Below are 14,133 nucleotides of genomic sequence, written 5' to 3' on the forward strand. Positions count from 1 at the left end.
CAGGCCAAAATCATCCCTGTTCTAATGTGCATGAGCGCCGCCCGGACGGGAAACTTTTTTCAATCCGGCTCCGGCGGCGGCGGTGTCCGCCAGGGACGCATCGCCGAGCGAGATGACGCCAGTAAGGCGTTTGTCACGATTGACGACGGGAAGGCGGCGGACCTGGACCTGCCCCATATTGCGGGTCACGTCGTCGACATCTTCGTCTTCGAAACAATATTTGACATCGCGCGACATGACTTCGCGCACCTTTGCATCGCCCCCTAATCCGTCGGCAAGCCCGCGCACGACGAGATCGCGGTCGGTGATGGTTCCGACGAGCCGGTCGTTGTCGCCGACCGGCAGGAAGCCGATCTGCCTGTCGGCCATGCATCTCGCGATTTCGGCTATAGTCTGATTTGGGTTGGCGATTTCTACATCGCGCGACATGATCTCTGACACTTTCATGGTCTTTCCTCCTGTTGTGCGGTTAGCGGAACGTCAAACGTTGCGGTGAGAGTCGTTCCGAAAGGAGGCGGCTCCATTTATGCCCGCTCCTCCTGGTCACTCCTCGACCCATCTTCAACGGGGCTTATCAGGATCCGACCAGAGGGCCTGGACTTCTGCCGGCAGTCCGTGGCGCACTTTCCGCACCTTGCTCGGATCACTATAGTAACATGGGCCCCGAAACCGACCTTACGGTGGCGTCGATTGAACATGATGATGGTTCGAATCTATCAAACCAGCCAGGGAGACGAAAGTTCCGGAAGCCATCGTTAATTGCTCCGGCCGCATCGTCAGGAATCCGACGTGCCCTCCTCCTCCACGAATATCCCCCAAGCGGCGATGAAGAGAGCGGCTATCAGCGGCCCGATCACGAAACCATTGATGCCTAGTAGAGAAATGCCGCCAATGGTGGAAATGAGGACAACATAATCGGGAAGCTTGGTCTCCCTGCCGACCAGGCGCGGCCGCAGAAGATTATCGACAAGACCGATGACGAGGGCGCCGACCGCAACCAGCACAATCGCCTTCACCCAAAAACCGGCCAGGGCCAGGTAAATGGCCGTGGGGACCCAGATCAATGCGGCGCCGACCGCAGGCAGCAGCGACAGGAAGCTCATCAGTACGCCCCACAGCAGGGCTGGCTCGACGCCGAGGGCCCAGAAGGCGATGCCGCCGATCGAACCCTGGATGATGGCGATGATAATATTGCCTCGCACGGTCGCGTGAACGACCGAAGTGAATTTGGAGGTGAAGCGAAGGGTATGGGCATCGCTGAGAGGCAGCGCTCTTCTGATGGCGCGGGCAAGGGCGCGCCCATCCCGGAACATGAAGAACAGGATATAGAGCATCACGCCGAAGGTGACGAAGAACCGCAGGGTGTTCTGACCGAGGCTCAAGGCGCGTCCGGCAAAAAAACCGCCGCCCTGCATCAATGCCGAGGAGACGCGGTCCTGAAACGTATCGACGCCGTTCACCTCGATGCTCCGGAGCCAGTCGCGGAGGAACAAGGGCAATGCTTCCTGCAGATTATGAATAAAGCTCCGGACGTCGATCTCGCCAGTGTCCATACGTTGGTAGAGATGGTTGCCCTGCTGGACGAGTGAACTGAGGACGATCAGCCCGGGAATGATAACGACGCAGAGACAGATCAACACAGAGAGCGCTGCAGCAAGGTTTCCCCGCCCACCCAGCCGAGCCTCTATACGGGCGTGAAGCGGGAAGAAGATGATGGCGAGGACGACTGCCCAGAATATCGCCGAATAGAACGGTAGCACGACGGCGACGAACGCAATGGTCACGAGGACCAGAAGCACATAGAAACTGACACGCTGAAGGAGCATTCGATCTTTCCGCTTCGAGACCGCGATGATGGTAGCACAGATAAGGCGGCAGCGCTGGGCCTCCCTTCCATCCTACTCTAACGGCTCGATGCCGCAGGCGCCGTCCCGCAACCGGCCGGAACTTCTTCTTCCGATCTTAGTTATGCGGCTCATGTTAGTGAAGCCAGTCCAGCCGACACTCGGAACAACAATTCACGTTGAAGATCAGGATGTTCACATCCTTGACGGTGGCAACCCACATGGCATTCCAGTCCTCCTCCTGCATGGCTGCGGCAGTCTTGCGCAGGAAATTTTGCTTCCCTTCGACAACAGCGATTTCCGGATCATTGCACCCGACCGGCCTGGCTATGGACGGAGCACGCCGCCTGCCCCGGCTGAGCGTGGACCTGAGGGACAGTCCTTCTGGCTTGAACGCCTTCTCGCGTCTCTTGACCTGCCGGAGGTGAGGATCGTCGCGCACTCGATCGGCAGCGCAGCGGCGTTACACCTTGCTGCAAGAAGACCAGACCTCGTCAGGGGACTTCTTCTCATTTCCCCATGTTGCGCGCCTGTGCCATCGAAGCCGTTGATTGTGCTTAGATCGGCGGTCGCTCCGGTGGTCGGGCCGTTGATCCGCCAGCACGTCATTGGCCGGTGGCCCGCATTCTTTCTCGATCGAGGTCTGAGGTCGTCCTCTTTTCCCAATCCCCTGCCTTCTCATCTCTCGGATCTGCCGGCCTCTCACGTGGTCAATCCCATTACCATCCGCACGATGGCCGACGAGTTGCGCGCCTTCAACCGAGACATGGAGCGACTTCCGGATCTGCCTGGCGATCTTCCCCTGCACGTTCTCTTCGGGATGGCGGACCGCGTGATTTCACCAAACTGGCATATTGATTGGCTTTGCAGGAAGCATCCGGGGCCGATCGTCAGATTGCTGGAAGGTGTCGGGCATTTGCCCCATCATGTGGTCCCTGGCGTGGCGCGAGAGATGCTTTGTGATCTTGTGGAGGCATTCGAAGAAACGGAACTGCCGCGTGTGAGGACCATCGGCTCGCAGGCGGTTGCGGAAAGAGTACATGCGATCTTCAGAGGAGATGAATGCCCGACCCTTTAACTCGAAGCGCCGCGGCATTCCAGAGTCACGATGGGGCAATGCCAGACACAGGAGGCCCGTGACCCAATCTCCGCCGTTAGGGAGGAGATGATTTTTCTGTTGTGGCAAATGAAAAATCTGATTTACTGACGCTTCGCTGCTTGGCTTTAAGGGGGATATTGCCGATGCCGTGGACTCGCAGAAATATTGTGCTGGGTGGTTTGGCGTTACTTGGCGCCGGTGCAGTCCGGAAACCGGTATTTGCCGCGGCGTCTTCCTATTTCGACGGCACTACCGTCGACAATGGTGTGACGTTTCGAAGGACCAACTTCGCCAAGATCGACAGACAGTGGCACCGCCAGGTTGTCAAATATTTCAGCAGCGAGCCGATCGGCACCGTCGTCGTCGACACGAGGCACCATTTTCTCTACGTGATCATGGAGAACAAGACGGCGATCCGCTACGGCGTCGGCGTCGGTCGCGAGGGCTTCAAATGGTTTGGCCGTGCCACGATCGACAGCAAATCGCTGTGGCCGCGTTGGACGCCGCCGCCGGAGATGCGCAAGCGCCATCCGGAACTGCCCGAATTTGTGGCGGGAGGTTCACCGAAAAATCCACTCGGTCCCCGCGCCATGTACCTGCATCGCGACGGCGTCGATACCGGCTATCGCTTCCACGGCACGCTGGAGCCGTGGAGCATCGGCAAGGATGCCTCCAGCGGCTGTATCCGCATGTTCAACGAAGACGCCATCGATCTTTACCAGCGTTGCCCGATCGGCACTGCGGTGCAGGTTCTGCCGCATATCGCAGACCAGGCTGAAAGCGCCACTCAGGTCAGCCAGACAACCCCGGCCGAATAAGGAATATCACCTTGATCTCTATTGCGACCGGATTTACCAGGCGCCTTCTCGCCGCGACAATGCTCTTGGCGCTTGCCGCCTGCTCCACCACCGAACTCGCCTCGCTGGAAGAACCTGCGGCGGTGCCAATGACCGGCCAGACGAACGATCCGGCGCCTGGTTTCGAAAACGTCGCGGCTGGCAGCGGGGAAGATTTTATCCTGAATGTCGGCAGACGGATCTATTTTACGCAGGACTCTGCCAAGCTCGATTCCGTCGCCATGGCGACGTTGGACAAACAAGCCAGCTGGCTCAACAACAACCCGACCTGGATGCTCAAGCTGCAAGGATTCGCCGACGATTCAGGGTCCGCCTCCAACATGGAGACGCTGTCGCAGAAGCGTGCCGACGCGGCAATGGCTTATCTTATCTCAAAGGGCGTGGACGCGAAGCGGATGTGGGCCAAGGGTTACGGGAACGAGCGCGAAGTCCGCGATTGCACGGAGCGCTCCTGCAAAGTGCAGAACCGGCGCGTCGTCTCCAATCTCCGCAAGCAGCCCGACGCCGTCTGATCTCTTCGCGAAAGCCCCTTGTGCAAAAGGGGATGAAGCCACGTAATCCGCGGCAAGACGACGTCGCTTAGGGGGCATTTGCGGGGGATGCGGCGAAGCCATTATGGCGGTCCGTCGGACAAAGGGCCGGCCACCAAGCCGGCCCTCCTTGCATGCAACTCAATTCAGGATCGCGCTACCGGAACCGAGGCTCCCGAGCGGGCCTTGTCAAGAAGCTTCGAGAGCACACGCTTTCCTGCGTCCTTTGCACTTGCCCCGCGGCGTTTCCTGATTTCGACCGTGAACGGCTTTTTCCGGGACTTCATCGAGAAGCCCTCCTTAAGCCACCTGGCGCTCGGCTTCGATCTGAAGAGGCGCCTGCTGAAAGGAGCCGTCTCCAATGGCGATTTTGCGCGGCTTCATGGCTTCCGGCACCTCACGCTTCAGCGCGATCGAGAGAATACCGTTCGTCAGGGAGGCATTCTCGACCCTGACGTGGTCCGCGAGTTCGAAGCGACGTTCAAACGCGCGCCCGGCAATGCCGCGATGCAGATATTCGCCATCCTTCCCTTCGGCCTTCTGGCCTTTCACCACGAGCACGTTCCGCTCCTGGGTGATCTCCAGATCGGCCTCGGCGAAACCGGCGATTGCCATCTGGATACGATAGTCGTCTTCGCTCGTCTTGACGATGTCATAGGGCGGCCAGGTCTCGATCGCCTGCAGCCGCTGCGCATTGTTTAAGAGGTTGAAGACCCGGTCGAAGCCGATGCTGGACCGGTAAAGGGGTGCGAAGTCAAGTTCGTTTCTCATAGCCATATCCTCCGTAAAGCAACATGGAATGGAGACGCGTCCAAAACGCGTCCCCGGTCTGGTCGACCCGCCTTTGCGCTGTCGACGAAAATGATCTGGTTTCGAGCGTTTTTCGATTCAAGAGGACATCTAAAAAAATTTTTGGCCGAAGCTCGAGGCCGGCTGTAAGCCTCTTGAACGCTGTTTTCCTTCACCTAAATCGAATGGTGCCTGAAGATGTTCTTCGCTTTGTGTGGAAATTTTTGGGAGAAGTTCATGACCGGCAAAAGCACCAGCACGACGCCTCCGGATAGCGTTATCGAGGCGATCTCCGCCTCGCTCATTCTTCATCCCCATCTCCATTTCACCTCTCCGAACGAAGTTCTCGCCGCCGACATTTCCGCACAGGAGAAGAGAGCGATCCTGGCGTCGTGGGCTTCGGATCTCTATGCGGTAGAGTCCGTTCCGGAACTGCGGCGGCCGCCTGGCGTACCGTCCCCGGTGCGTTATGCCGACATCCTCGCCGCGCTCAAAGCCCTTGATGGCGAAGGACCTCGGGAAAGGACTGCGACGCGCGCTTCCCTGGACGACGTCCAGGGCCCAAGCCGGTTGAAATTCAGTTGAGAGATCGGCGCGCCCGAAATTGCCCTGTCGAGCGCGCACCTCGTCGGTCGAATAGTCGGCATAGTCGAGGCAGCGAGCTACCTGATGAGGCTGGCCGGTGCGTATGCAGGCGGCAACAGGGTGTCGAGCGGTGACGGCAGATCGATGATGAACCTGATGTCCGCGGCATTTGCCGCAACGACCAGCTGGTAGTCGCCGGGCTCGGCGCGGAAGGCGCCGGCCTCAACGTCGAAATAAGCGAGATCACGCGGCAGGATCTTCATCACGGCTGTCCCTGTTTCGCCGGGCAGCAGCGAAACCTTTGCGAAGGCGCGCAGTTCCTTGTCAGGCCGCTCCACCTTGGACTTTGGCGAACGTACATACAGCTGGACCAGTTCCGACCCGGCCCGGTCGCCGATATTGGTCAGATCGACGCTGACGGTGACGCCTTCGGCACCCATGTCGCTGGCCGACAGGCGCGGCTCCCCCCAGCTGAAGCGCGTATAGCCAAGGCCGAAACCGAAGGGGAAGAGCGGCTCGACGGCGCGTGTATCATGGTGCCGGTAGCCGACGAACACGCCCTCGGCATAGCGCACATGGCCGTCCCTGCCGGGATAGACGGCCGGATCGCCTGTTATTGCGGAATTGTCGGCAAGCGCTTTCGGGAATGTCTGCGGCAGGCGTCCACCGGGCTCGACGTCGCCGAAGAGGACATCAGCGACGGCATTGCCCAGCTCCTGCCCGGGATACCAGATCTGCAATACGGCGCGAACCTTGCCGAGCCAGGGCATTTCCGCCGGACCGCCGGTCTGCAGGACGACCACGGTGTTGGCGTTGACGGCTGCAACCCGCTCGATCAGCTCTTCCTGCCGGCCCGGAAGCCGCATGTCGGGCAGGTCCAAGCCCTCGGTATCCCATTCGCCGTCGCGGCCGACGAAGAGAAGCGCCACGTCGGCATTCAGCGCCGTCTCGACGGCTTCCTGCATATCGGCCTCGCCCAAGGGCTTTTCGACGCCGAAGCGAATGGCCGTGAGGTTGATCCCCTCTCCGTTCGCCACCGGCGGATCATATTCGACGGTGACGGAATGGGCCTTGCCCGCATCGAGCGCCACCGTGCCGCGCTGTTCGTCATTGGCGGTGCCGAAATAGTTTTCGCCGCGTGTCCAGCCGTCATGGCCGTCGACCGTGAGCCTGCCATCGACGAAAAGCCGCGCCAGTCCGGCATTGGTCATGCCGAAGACATGATCGCCGCTCTCCTCCGGCACGAATTGCATCGTCATCCGCGCCGAGAAATTGGTGGGGTCGAGTTCGCCTGAGGGCAGCTCGAACCAGAAGAACTCGCCCTTGTCGACGGTCTCGACATGAAGCGGATTGCCCCGGCAGCCCCGCCCTCTAAAATATTCGACGGTGATCTTTGCCTTGAACACCTCGATCAGGCGGTTGTGGCGGCAGCCGACCGCCTGGCTGACGCTGTTGGCATTGGAAAGGGCTGCTCGAATGCCTTCGAGCGGGCTGACTGTGTAATGGGCGGCGATCTGCGCGCTGCCGCCGCCCATGACGCGCGCGCTCGCGGCATTGGGTCCGATGACGGCGATCCGGTCGAGCGACGTTTTGGCAAGCGGCAGGATGCCATCGTTCTTCAAAAGGACTGCGCCTTCCGCGCCGAGACGCCGGATCAGCGCCCGGTCTTCCGGCAGATCGACTGCCTGCTCCATGAGTTCGGGCTTCTTCTCGAACGCACCGACCCGCTCGAGCAGAAGCAGGATGCGCCGCGCCGCCGTCCGCACGGTCGCCGCCTCGACCTTGCCCTCACGCACGGCCGCAACCAGCTTCTCGCCGCGATCGCGCGCCGGGCCGGGCATTTCGAGATCAAGACCGGCATTGATCGTCTCGGCCGTCGAATGCGAACCGAACCAGTCGGACATGACGATGCCGTCGAACCCCCATTCCTCGCGCAGCACCGTGGTCAGCAGCCACGCATGCTCGCTCGTATAGGTGCCGTTGAGGCGGTTATAGGAAGACATGACGGCCATCACGCCGGCGCGCCTGACAGCCTGTTCGAAAGGCGGAAAGTAGATTTCGCGGAGCGTCCGCTCGTCGATATCGGAAGACATGGTCTGCCGCTCGATCTCGGATTCGTTGCCGGCGAAGTGCTTGATCGTCGCTGCAATCCCCTGGCTCTGCACGCCCTTGATATAGGCGACGGCGAGTTCGGCGGTCAGCATCGGATCCTCTGAATAACATTCGAAATTTCGGCCGTTGAGGCCGGAACGATGGATATTCACCGTGGGCGCGAGCAGCACGGCGGCACCCTTGCTCTTTGCCTGGTGGGCAAGCGCGACACCCATGCGCTCGACGAGATCGGGATTCCAGGTGGCGCCGAGCGCGATGGCGACTGGAAAACAGGTCGCCTTGACGCCGCCGACCAGCGAGCCCGCGCCGCGAGCCCCATTCGGCCCGTCCGTCACCTTGATCTTCGGCACATCCAGACGCTCGACGGGAACCGTCGTCCAGAAGTCGGCGCCGGACAGCAGGGAGACCTGCTCCTCGAGCGTCATCTTGTCGAGAATGGAATCTATCATGCAAACCTCCCCTTCAATGGCATTCGGGTGCTGCGAAGTATTGCCGGAGCATACGCGGTGCTAACTCATCCGGCGGCAAACGCGCACTTCTCAGCACGCAAGGTAGTTCTTAAACCTACCGATTACTCGGTATTTTTAAGATGTCAACTGGCGAAGCCTGATGTATGGATAAAGAGCGCCGGAGACCGACGGGAGAGACGATGGCAGAGTTATTCGAATCGAAGACCGGACACGACGAAAAGCGACGACGCAGATCCCGCAAGGGCGAAGCGCGCCGCGCGGAGATCCTGACGGCTGCGATGCGGCGCTTCGCCGAAGACGGCTACCAGAGTGCCGCCATCGCGGATGTTGCCCGCGACGCCGGCCTGTCGCTGCCCGGCCTGCTGCACCATTTCCCGACCAAGGTCGATCTGCTGCTCGCCATTCTGGACAAGCGCGATCTCGAAAGCGAAAGCTTCATCTGGCCCTATCGTTCCGATCTCCGCGGCCTGCTCAATGGCATGGTTGAGGTCTTCCGCCGCAACGCCGACATGATCGAAGTCATCAGGGCCTTCGCCATCCTGAATGCCGAAAGCCTGATGAAGGATCACCCGGCCAAGGCCTGGTTTCTCGATCGCGCCACCCAGCTGCAGAATGACATCGCCGCGACCTTCGAACAGGCCGTCGCCGATGGCTCGATAGACGGCAAGATCGATGGCCGGGCGATGGCAGCCGAGCTGATCGCCGTGATGGACGGGCTTCAGATGCTCTGGCTGCGCGATCCAACCCGCTTCGACATGGTCGGCGGGTTGGAAGCCTATATCAGCCGCCTGCTGGCGAGCCTTGGTTTCGACGGTTGAGCTTCGGCTTGCGGCTTCCGGACGACGCCTCGTTAGAAGAGAGATCTAGCACCCGTCAAAGCGGGCCAACCAGATCATGATGCGGTTTACGGCTTCGGGATATCTTTGGCCGACCAGCAAGCCATACGAGCGGCTGCTTCTGCCGAGAAGTCTTACATTCAACAATATGGATGCAGGGCTGCGGCTAGCCCAAGATGGTCTCGGCCTCGCGCATTTGCCCGGTCTACGTCGCAGAGTCGCACATGCGAGCCGGAACTCTGGTCCCCGTCCTCACCTCCTTGACGATGCCGTTCGGCGCGCTCTCGCTCGTCTGGCCACCGAAAGTGCGCGCTTTCGTGGATTTCGTGGTCAAAAACTTTGCCGCCGGACCCGACGCTTTCCGGCCGGCGCCAAGTTTGTCGCGATGATCGAGATCGGCCGAATGCCGAAGCACGACAGCGCCGCGCGCCCTTCTCACCGATGGGACATCATTCCCTATCTACGACCGTAAGGTGCAAGGCATCGAGTATCGGGCCGAGCGCGGACAAGCGGATGAGATCCCATGCGGGGCTGTCGGCCTCAATGCTGGCCGTAGCGCGATCATAGATGGCAACGCACTGCTTGTTGGTAATCCGGGACATGTAGAGAATGCCGTCAAAATCGGTGCGATCGTAGATTTCCTGACTGAGCCGGCGTCCGCTGGTCTGTGCTCTGGCTCGAATGGCATCTGTCGAGACCCCGAGCAGGTTTGCGCCTTCATAGCGCAGGTCCAGCAGGAAAAGCGGATTGGGGTTTCGGATAACGGCGATCGAATAGCGGTCGAACTCCTCCCGCAGTATCAATCGCTCGGCCTTGCCTTGAAACCGGTCACGAACGATCGTCTCGGCGATCGCCGTCGCGGGATCCTGAGCGAGATAGAGCAACCGGAACTTATCCCTCGGGCTCGAAAACCGCGTCTTGCCGAAGCCCATACCGAGAGGCGTCGCGGCGTGAGCGCGCGAGATGATTCTGACATAGTCGGTGACGTCGGCGCGAACGGCGAGGCGCTGCAGGACGGCCTTGTCGAGCGTCATTGCGCGGCGAAATAGGTCTTGGCCGCGTCGACGACCTCGTCCGCATGATCCTGTTTCAAGAGGTTTATGGGTCTGCGCCCGCCCAGCATGGGGTTCGGCTGGCTGAGCCACAGCCATGCCACCCGCTGATTGGAAACGAGAGCGGCAATCGTTCCAATGCCCTTTACCGGACGCCCGTCGATGAATTGTTCGATCGGATAGACATGCTTCCTCGTTCCTTTCAGCAGTGCGATGACCTCGCCGGCATGCTGCCAGCGATTGAGGGTGGAGCGCGCTATTCCGAAATCGCGCTGGAGTTCGTTTGCGCCGGCGACCGGCCCCGCCCATTCCTCGAGCTTGCGGGCAACCGCAAGCTCGCCCAGCAATCGCTCGCCTTCCTCCGCCGTGGCGATCTTCCCAAGCCCTTCTCCTTTGGAGGGTTCCACGGCCTTCGGAATTTCAAGCGCGATCTTGCCGCCATCAGGTGCATCGCTGAAGGTCTCCACCAGACCACGAATGCGGCGGGCAAGTTCGCCCTGTCGCTTGCTGAGTTCGCGTCGCACGCTAACGGGAAGATCGACAATGGCCGCGGCCGCCGCTCCCGCAATTCTGGCGGACAGGGCAACCGAGCCGGACTCGAATGCAGCGTCGGCTTTCAGCACATCGGCGACTTTGGCGGCAACACGATCGGCGACCTTTGCCTGACGAGCGCGATCCAAATGCACATGGGAACCAGCCATGAAACAATCTCCATTCTTACAGGAGCTGATATAGTCTCAAATCACCCATTTGTCCAGTTTGTCTCATTTTCTGGTGAGTCCGTAGCGCCCCGCGGCATCGAAGTGGCGAGGCGCGGTGCCCGGAAATGAACATCAGGCTCTTTGCAGCTTCCACGTCCGGATTTCGAACGGCATGATATCGGCGGGCCCTTTCCGCTCCATCGGCTCTTCCAGAATGTTCAGCGGCTGCGATGCTGCCCATCCGGACGGCGGGTCGAGGGCGAGCCTACCGCGCCGGCCGGCCGGTTCGTAGAGGCGCAGGATGAGGCCGTCGCCCTCTTCCGCCGGCTTCAGGCCTGAGAACGCGACGGGGATGCCGGTGACCGCAAGAGGCGCGAAAGTGCCGGCGGAGAGGCCGCTGGATTCTGCCGAGATGAGCGGTTGGTTGAGATCGATCGCCTCGTCGAGAACGCCGCCTTCATGCCAGGCGCCTTCATGCGGCATCAGCGCATAGGTGAAGCTCTGCTCACCTTCGTCGGCGAGCGGATCCGGATAGATCGGCCCGCGCACGAGGCTCATGCCGATCACGTTGCCGCGGGCGCTATGGCCGTATTTGGCATTGTTGAGCAGCGCGACCCCGAAATCCGGCTCGCTGATATCGACGAAGCGGTGCGCAACGGCCTCGAACATCGCCTGCTCCCAGGACGTATTCGTGTGCGTTGCCCGCTCGACGATGCCGAAGGCGCATTCGAACGTCGCCTTGCGGGCCTGCGCGGCGACCGGGTTCAAGGTGCGTAGAAGGGTGCGGCGGTCATGCCAGTCGATCGTCGTTTCAATGTCGAGCCGCCTGGCGTTGGCCGTCAGTACATAGGTCTGCGTGACACTCGAATTCCGGTAGCGGTAAACGACGCGGATTGCCGCGCGGTGCGGCCCGTCATCAACGAGGGTGATACTATCAGGCGCATCAAGGCGGACGGCCTTTTCGGCATAATCCGCGTCGATATCCCAGGCGTCCCAGTTGCGCGGCTTGTCGGCCGGATAGACCCAGAGCTGATTTGCCGAGCCGTCGACTGCTTCCCGGCCCGTTGCCTTGTGAACGAGGCTTACAACCGCCCCGTCCTTGCCGATGCCAACGACGAGGTGGTCGTTTTCGAGACGCTCGGGGTCAGCCTTCAGCTCGCCCGCCGGCTTGAGCGAGCCCTTGTCGAAGACCGCGACGGACAAGGGCGCGACGAGATCGGCGGCCGCGATGACCGTGCCATCGGAGAGTGTCGCGCTGAGCGGCCTCGGCGCAAGAGACGGATTGACGACGACGAGGGCATCGCCAACCCCACCCTTCGGCAGCTTGGCCGACAGCGCTTGCAATCCCCCCACCTGTTCGGCCTTGGCATGTTCGATGACGCCGTCCAGTTCCTGCTCGGCATCCTGATAGACTTCACGGATGCTCGAGCCCGGCAGAATGTCGTGAAACTCGTTCTTCAGCACAACGCGCCAATCCGCTTCGAGGCTTTTCGGCCTGTCTGCTCCGAGCATATGCGCCAGCGAAGCGATGGTTTCGGCGGTAATCAGCGCCCGTTCGGCCTGGCGGTGCTTGCGCTTGACGCCGCTTTGCGACGTCAGCGTGGCGCGGTGCAGTTCGAGATAGATTTCACCATCCCACACCGGAAGGTTCTTTTTCGATGCGGTACGGTGGGCCTGCTCGTAATAGCTTTTGACGGTGCCCCATCGCGCCTGCGGGATTGCCGGGAAATCGCGCAACTGCACTTCGCGCTCGACCATCTCGGGCGTGACGCCCCCGCCGCCGTCTCCGTAACCGACAGCCAGCAGCGAAGTATCGTGCTGGGTCTTGCCGCGGAAATTCTTCCATGTCGGCACGTAGCAATCGGGTTGCACGAAGCCGTTATAACCCTGCATCGGATTGTCGAACGTGTGGGTCAGCACCCGGCTGCCATCGAGGCCCTTCCACCAGAAGAGATCGGAGGGGATATGGTTGGTCTCGCTCCAATTGACCTTGATCGTGAAGAAGCTGTCGATGCCGCCCTGTCTCAGGATTTGCGGCAGCGCGCCTGAAAAGCCGAAGCAATCGGGCAGCCAGCAGACCGTATGGCGTGTGCCGAAGGTCTTTTCGAAATAACGCTGGCCATAGAGAACCTGACGGGCGAGGCTTTCGCCGGTCGGCATGTTGGTGTCGGGCTCAACCCACATGCCTCCGACGGTTTCCCACTTTCCGTCCGCGACCTTCTTCTTGATGCGCTCGAGAAGTTCCGGGTCTTCCTCTTCCATCTGCGCGTAATAATGGGCGGTCGATTGATTGAAGCGGAAATCGTCGGAGCGTTCCATCAGCGACAGCGCCGTATTGAAGGTGCGCCGCATTTTCCGCCGCGTCTCGCGATAAGGCCAAAGCCAGGCGAGATCGATATGCGCATGGCCCGTCAGCAGCAGTTCTCCATTCGGCGGGAAGCGCTTCTGAAGCTCCTTCAACCGCGCCGTCAGAGCCTCGAAGGCCGTGGCTGCCGAGCCGCTCTGCTCATCCGTGAGTCCTGCCGGATTAACCTCAAGCTCCGGCAGTTCCCAGATCTTCTGCTGCATGACGGCGCTCGATGTGCGGGAGATATAGGCTGCCGTATCCGACGGCCAGTCGAGGCTGCGCAAGGCATGCTCGGCGGCATCCATCAGGTGCGGCACAACTTCATGCTCGCTGAGCGCATCGATCGCCTCGGCAACCTGCTTCAACAGAAGATGCAGACGGTGAGCGGGACCGTCGAGCCAGATAAACCGGGCCTTGTTGAGCTTGGGCGTTCGATTGGGCTCGCCGAACGGAAAGCGGGCGACGGTTTCGGTCGCGATCGAGAAGCGCCGGCCCTTCACCGGGAACTCCTGATGATGGGGATCAAGACCGAATGTTTCCGTCTCGCCGTCGGGATAGTTCAGCGTAATCAGGCTCTCGCCGCCGAGATCGAGCTGCAGGCGAATATCGTCGAGAGGCCACGCCTCCGGCGCTTCAGCGGTCGCGGAAAAATGCACGACTCCGCGGCGGTGCGGCCAGTCCTGGTGATGTGCCAACGGCTCGCCCTCGAAAGTCCAGCCGTCGATCGCAGCACTTTGTCGATCCCGCCAATGGGCCAACTCGGCAATGCGAACTTTGAGACGATCGAGGCGCTGGGCAATGGTCAGAGGCATGGCTTATCCTGTTGAAAAATCGACGGAGAACGATCCGGAGTCATCGCTTTGGGAGATGAAGATGGTGCGACAAGGATCGCGTTTTGCCGGCCCCTCCTC

12 protein-coding genes and 1 pseudogene are annotated in these 14,133 nt (G+C 60.8%); 6 read left to right on the top strand and 7 right to left on the bottom strand.

Annotation, left to right across the window (positions count from 1 at the left end; genetic code table 11):
* Positions 1–21: 21 nt before the first annotated feature.
* Both BA011_RS25435 and BA011_RS25440 read right to left on the bottom strand, forming a co-directional pair.
* A complete protein-coding gene (locus BA011_RS25435) occupies positions 22–447 on the bottom strand; it encodes a CBS domain-containing protein (RefSeq protein ID WP_017957358.1) in 426 nt (141 codons plus the stop codon).
* 329 nt (positions 448–776) lie between these two features.
* A complete protein-coding gene (locus tag BA011_RS25440) occupies positions 777–1,826 on the bottom strand; it encodes an AI-2E family transporter (protein WP_065282813.1) in 1,050 nt (349 codons plus the stop codon).
* Between the two features lie 142 nt (positions 1,827–1,968).
* Between BA011_RS25440 and BA011_RS25445 the strand changes: the two genes are divergently transcribed.
* The 3 genes from BA011_RS25445 to BA011_RS25455 all read left to right on the top strand — a co-directional run bounded on the left by BA011_RS25445 (position 1,969) and on the right by BA011_RS25455 (position 4,312).
* Entirely contained in the window at positions 1,969–2,922 is a 954-nt protein-coding gene (locus BA011_RS25445; protein WP_065283514.1) for an alpha/beta fold hydrolase, read from the top strand.
* Between the two features lie 164 nt (positions 2,923–3,086).
* Positions 3,087–3,761 carry a L,D-transpeptidase gene (locus BA011_RS25450; RefSeq protein ID WP_065282814.1) on the top strand — a complete coding sequence of 225 codons (675 nt, stop codon included), beginning with the start codon at positions 3,087–3,089 and terminating at the stop codon, positions 3,759–3,761.
* Positions 3,762–3,775: 14 nt separating this feature from the next.
* The gene (locus BA011_RS25455; RefSeq protein WP_065283515.1) at positions 3,776–4,312 is read left to right on the top strand and encodes an OmpA family protein; all 537 of its coding nucleotides are present in this window, start codon (positions 3,776–3,778) and stop codon (positions 4,310–4,312) included.
* A 318-nt stretch (positions 4,313–4,630) separates the two neighbouring features.
* On the opposite strand, the gene BA011_RS25460 is transcribed toward BA011_RS25455, so the two are convergent.
* Positions 4,631–5,101: an Hsp20 family protein gene (locus tag BA011_RS25460; RefSeq protein WP_065282815.1), complete on the bottom strand. Its 471-nt coding sequence runs from the start codon at positions 5,099–5,101 to the stop codon at positions 4,631–4,633.
* Between the two features lie 255 nt (positions 5,102–5,356).
* On the opposite strand from BA011_RS25460, the gene BA011_RS25465 reads away from it, so the two are divergent.
* A complete protein-coding gene (locus BA011_RS25465) occupies positions 5,357–5,704 on the top strand; it encodes a hypothetical protein (RefSeq protein WP_065282816.1) in 348 nt (115 codons plus the stop codon).
* Between the two features lie 77 nt (positions 5,705–5,781).
* Here the strand turns inward: BA011_RS25465 and BA011_RS25470 are convergent, their stop codons facing one another.
* The gene (locus BA011_RS25470; RefSeq protein ID WP_065282817.1) at positions 5,782–8,265 is read right to left on the bottom strand and encodes a beta-glucosidase; all 2,484 of its coding nucleotides are present in this window, start codon (positions 8,263–8,265) and stop codon (positions 5,782–5,784) included.
* A 200-nt stretch (positions 8,266–8,465) separates the two neighbouring features.
* Between BA011_RS25470 and BA011_RS25475 the strand changes: the two genes are divergently transcribed.
* Both BA011_RS25475 and BA011_RS45245 read left to right on the top strand, forming a co-directional pair.
* Positions 8,466–9,104, top strand: coding sequence for a TetR/AcrR family transcriptional regulator (locus BA011_RS25475; protein ID WP_065282818.1), 639 nt, complete (start codon positions 8,466–8,468; stop codon positions 9,102–9,104).
* A gap of 73 nt (positions 9,105–9,177) precedes the next feature.
* Positions 9,178–9,511 (top strand): annotated as a pseudogene (locus BA011_RS45245) (LysR substrate-binding domain-containing protein); the annotation flags it as partial.
* 60 nt (positions 9,512–9,571) lie between these two features.
* Here the strand turns inward: BA011_RS45245 and BA011_RS25485 are convergent.
* The 3 genes from BA011_RS25485 to BA011_RS25495 form a co-directional block, all read right to left on the bottom strand.
* Positions 9,572–10,156: an RES family NAD+ phosphorylase gene (locus BA011_RS25485; protein WP_065282820.1), complete on the bottom strand. Its 585-nt coding sequence runs from the start codon at positions 10,154–10,156 to the stop codon at positions 9,572–9,574.
* Positions 10,153–10,875: an antitoxin Xre/MbcA/ParS toxin-binding domain-containing protein gene (locus tag BA011_RS25490; protein WP_065282821.1), complete on the bottom strand. Its 723-nt coding sequence runs from the start codon at positions 10,873–10,875 to the stop codon at positions 10,153–10,155. The genes BA011_RS25485 and BA011_RS25490 overlap by 4 nt, the downstream gene beginning before the upstream one ends.
* Before the next feature lie 132 nt (positions 10,876–11,007).
* Entirely contained in the window at positions 11,008–14,034 is a 3,027-nt protein-coding gene (locus tag BA011_RS25495; protein WP_065282822.1) for an alpha-mannosidase, read from the bottom strand.
* Positions 14,035–14,133: the final 99 nt, after the last annotated feature.

It is taken from the genome of Rhizobium leguminosarum, from assembly GCF_001679785.1.
GTDB classification, from domain to species: Bacteria; Pseudomonadota; Alphaproteobacteria; order Rhizobiales; family Rhizobiaceae; genus Rhizobium; species Rhizobium leguminosarum_R.

Bases quoted from the DNA above. Each gene is read 5' to 3' on its own strand.
- BA011_RS25435 (WP_017957358.1), bottom strand. From the start codon at position 447: ATGAAAGTGTCAGAGATCATGTCGCGCGATGTAGAAATCGCCAACCCA.
- BA011_RS25440 (WP_065282813.1), bottom strand. From the start codon at position 1,826: ATGCTCCTTCAGCGTGTCAGTTTCTATGTGCTTCTGGTCCTCGTGACC.
- BA011_RS25445 (WP_065283514.1), top strand. From the start codon at position 1,969: ATGCGGCTCATGTTAGTGAAGCCAGTCCAGCCGACACTCGGAACAACA.
- BA011_RS25450 (WP_065282814.1), top strand. From the start codon at position 3,087: ATGCCGTGGACTCGCAGAAATATTGTGCTGGGTGGTTTGGCGTTACTT.
- BA011_RS25460 (WP_065282815.1), bottom strand. From the start codon at position 5,101: ATGAGAAACGAACTTGACTTCGCACCCCTTTACCGGTCCAGCATCGGC.
- BA011_RS25465 (WP_065282816.1), top strand. From the start codon at position 5,357: ATGACCGGCAAAAGCACCAGCACGACGCCTCCGGATAGCGTTATCGAG.
- BA011_RS25470 (WP_065282817.1), bottom strand. From the start codon at position 8,265: ATGATAGATTCCATTCTCGACAAGATGACGCTCGAGGAGCAGGTCTCC.
- BA011_RS25475 (WP_065282818.1), top strand. From the start codon at position 8,466: ATGGCAGAGTTATTCGAATCGAAGACCGGACACGACGAAAAGCGACGA.
- BA011_RS25485 (WP_065282820.1), bottom strand. From the start codon at position 10,156: ATGACGCTCGACAAGGCCGTCCTGCAGCGCCTCGCCGTTCGCGCCGAC.
- BA011_RS25490 (WP_065282821.1), bottom strand. From the start codon at position 10,875: ATGGCTGGTTCCCATGTGCATTTGGATCGCGCTCGTCAGGCAAAGGTC.
- BA011_RS25495 (WP_065282822.1), bottom strand. From the start codon at position 14,034: ATGCCTCTGACCATTGCCCAGCGCCTCGATCGTCTCAAAGTTCGCATT.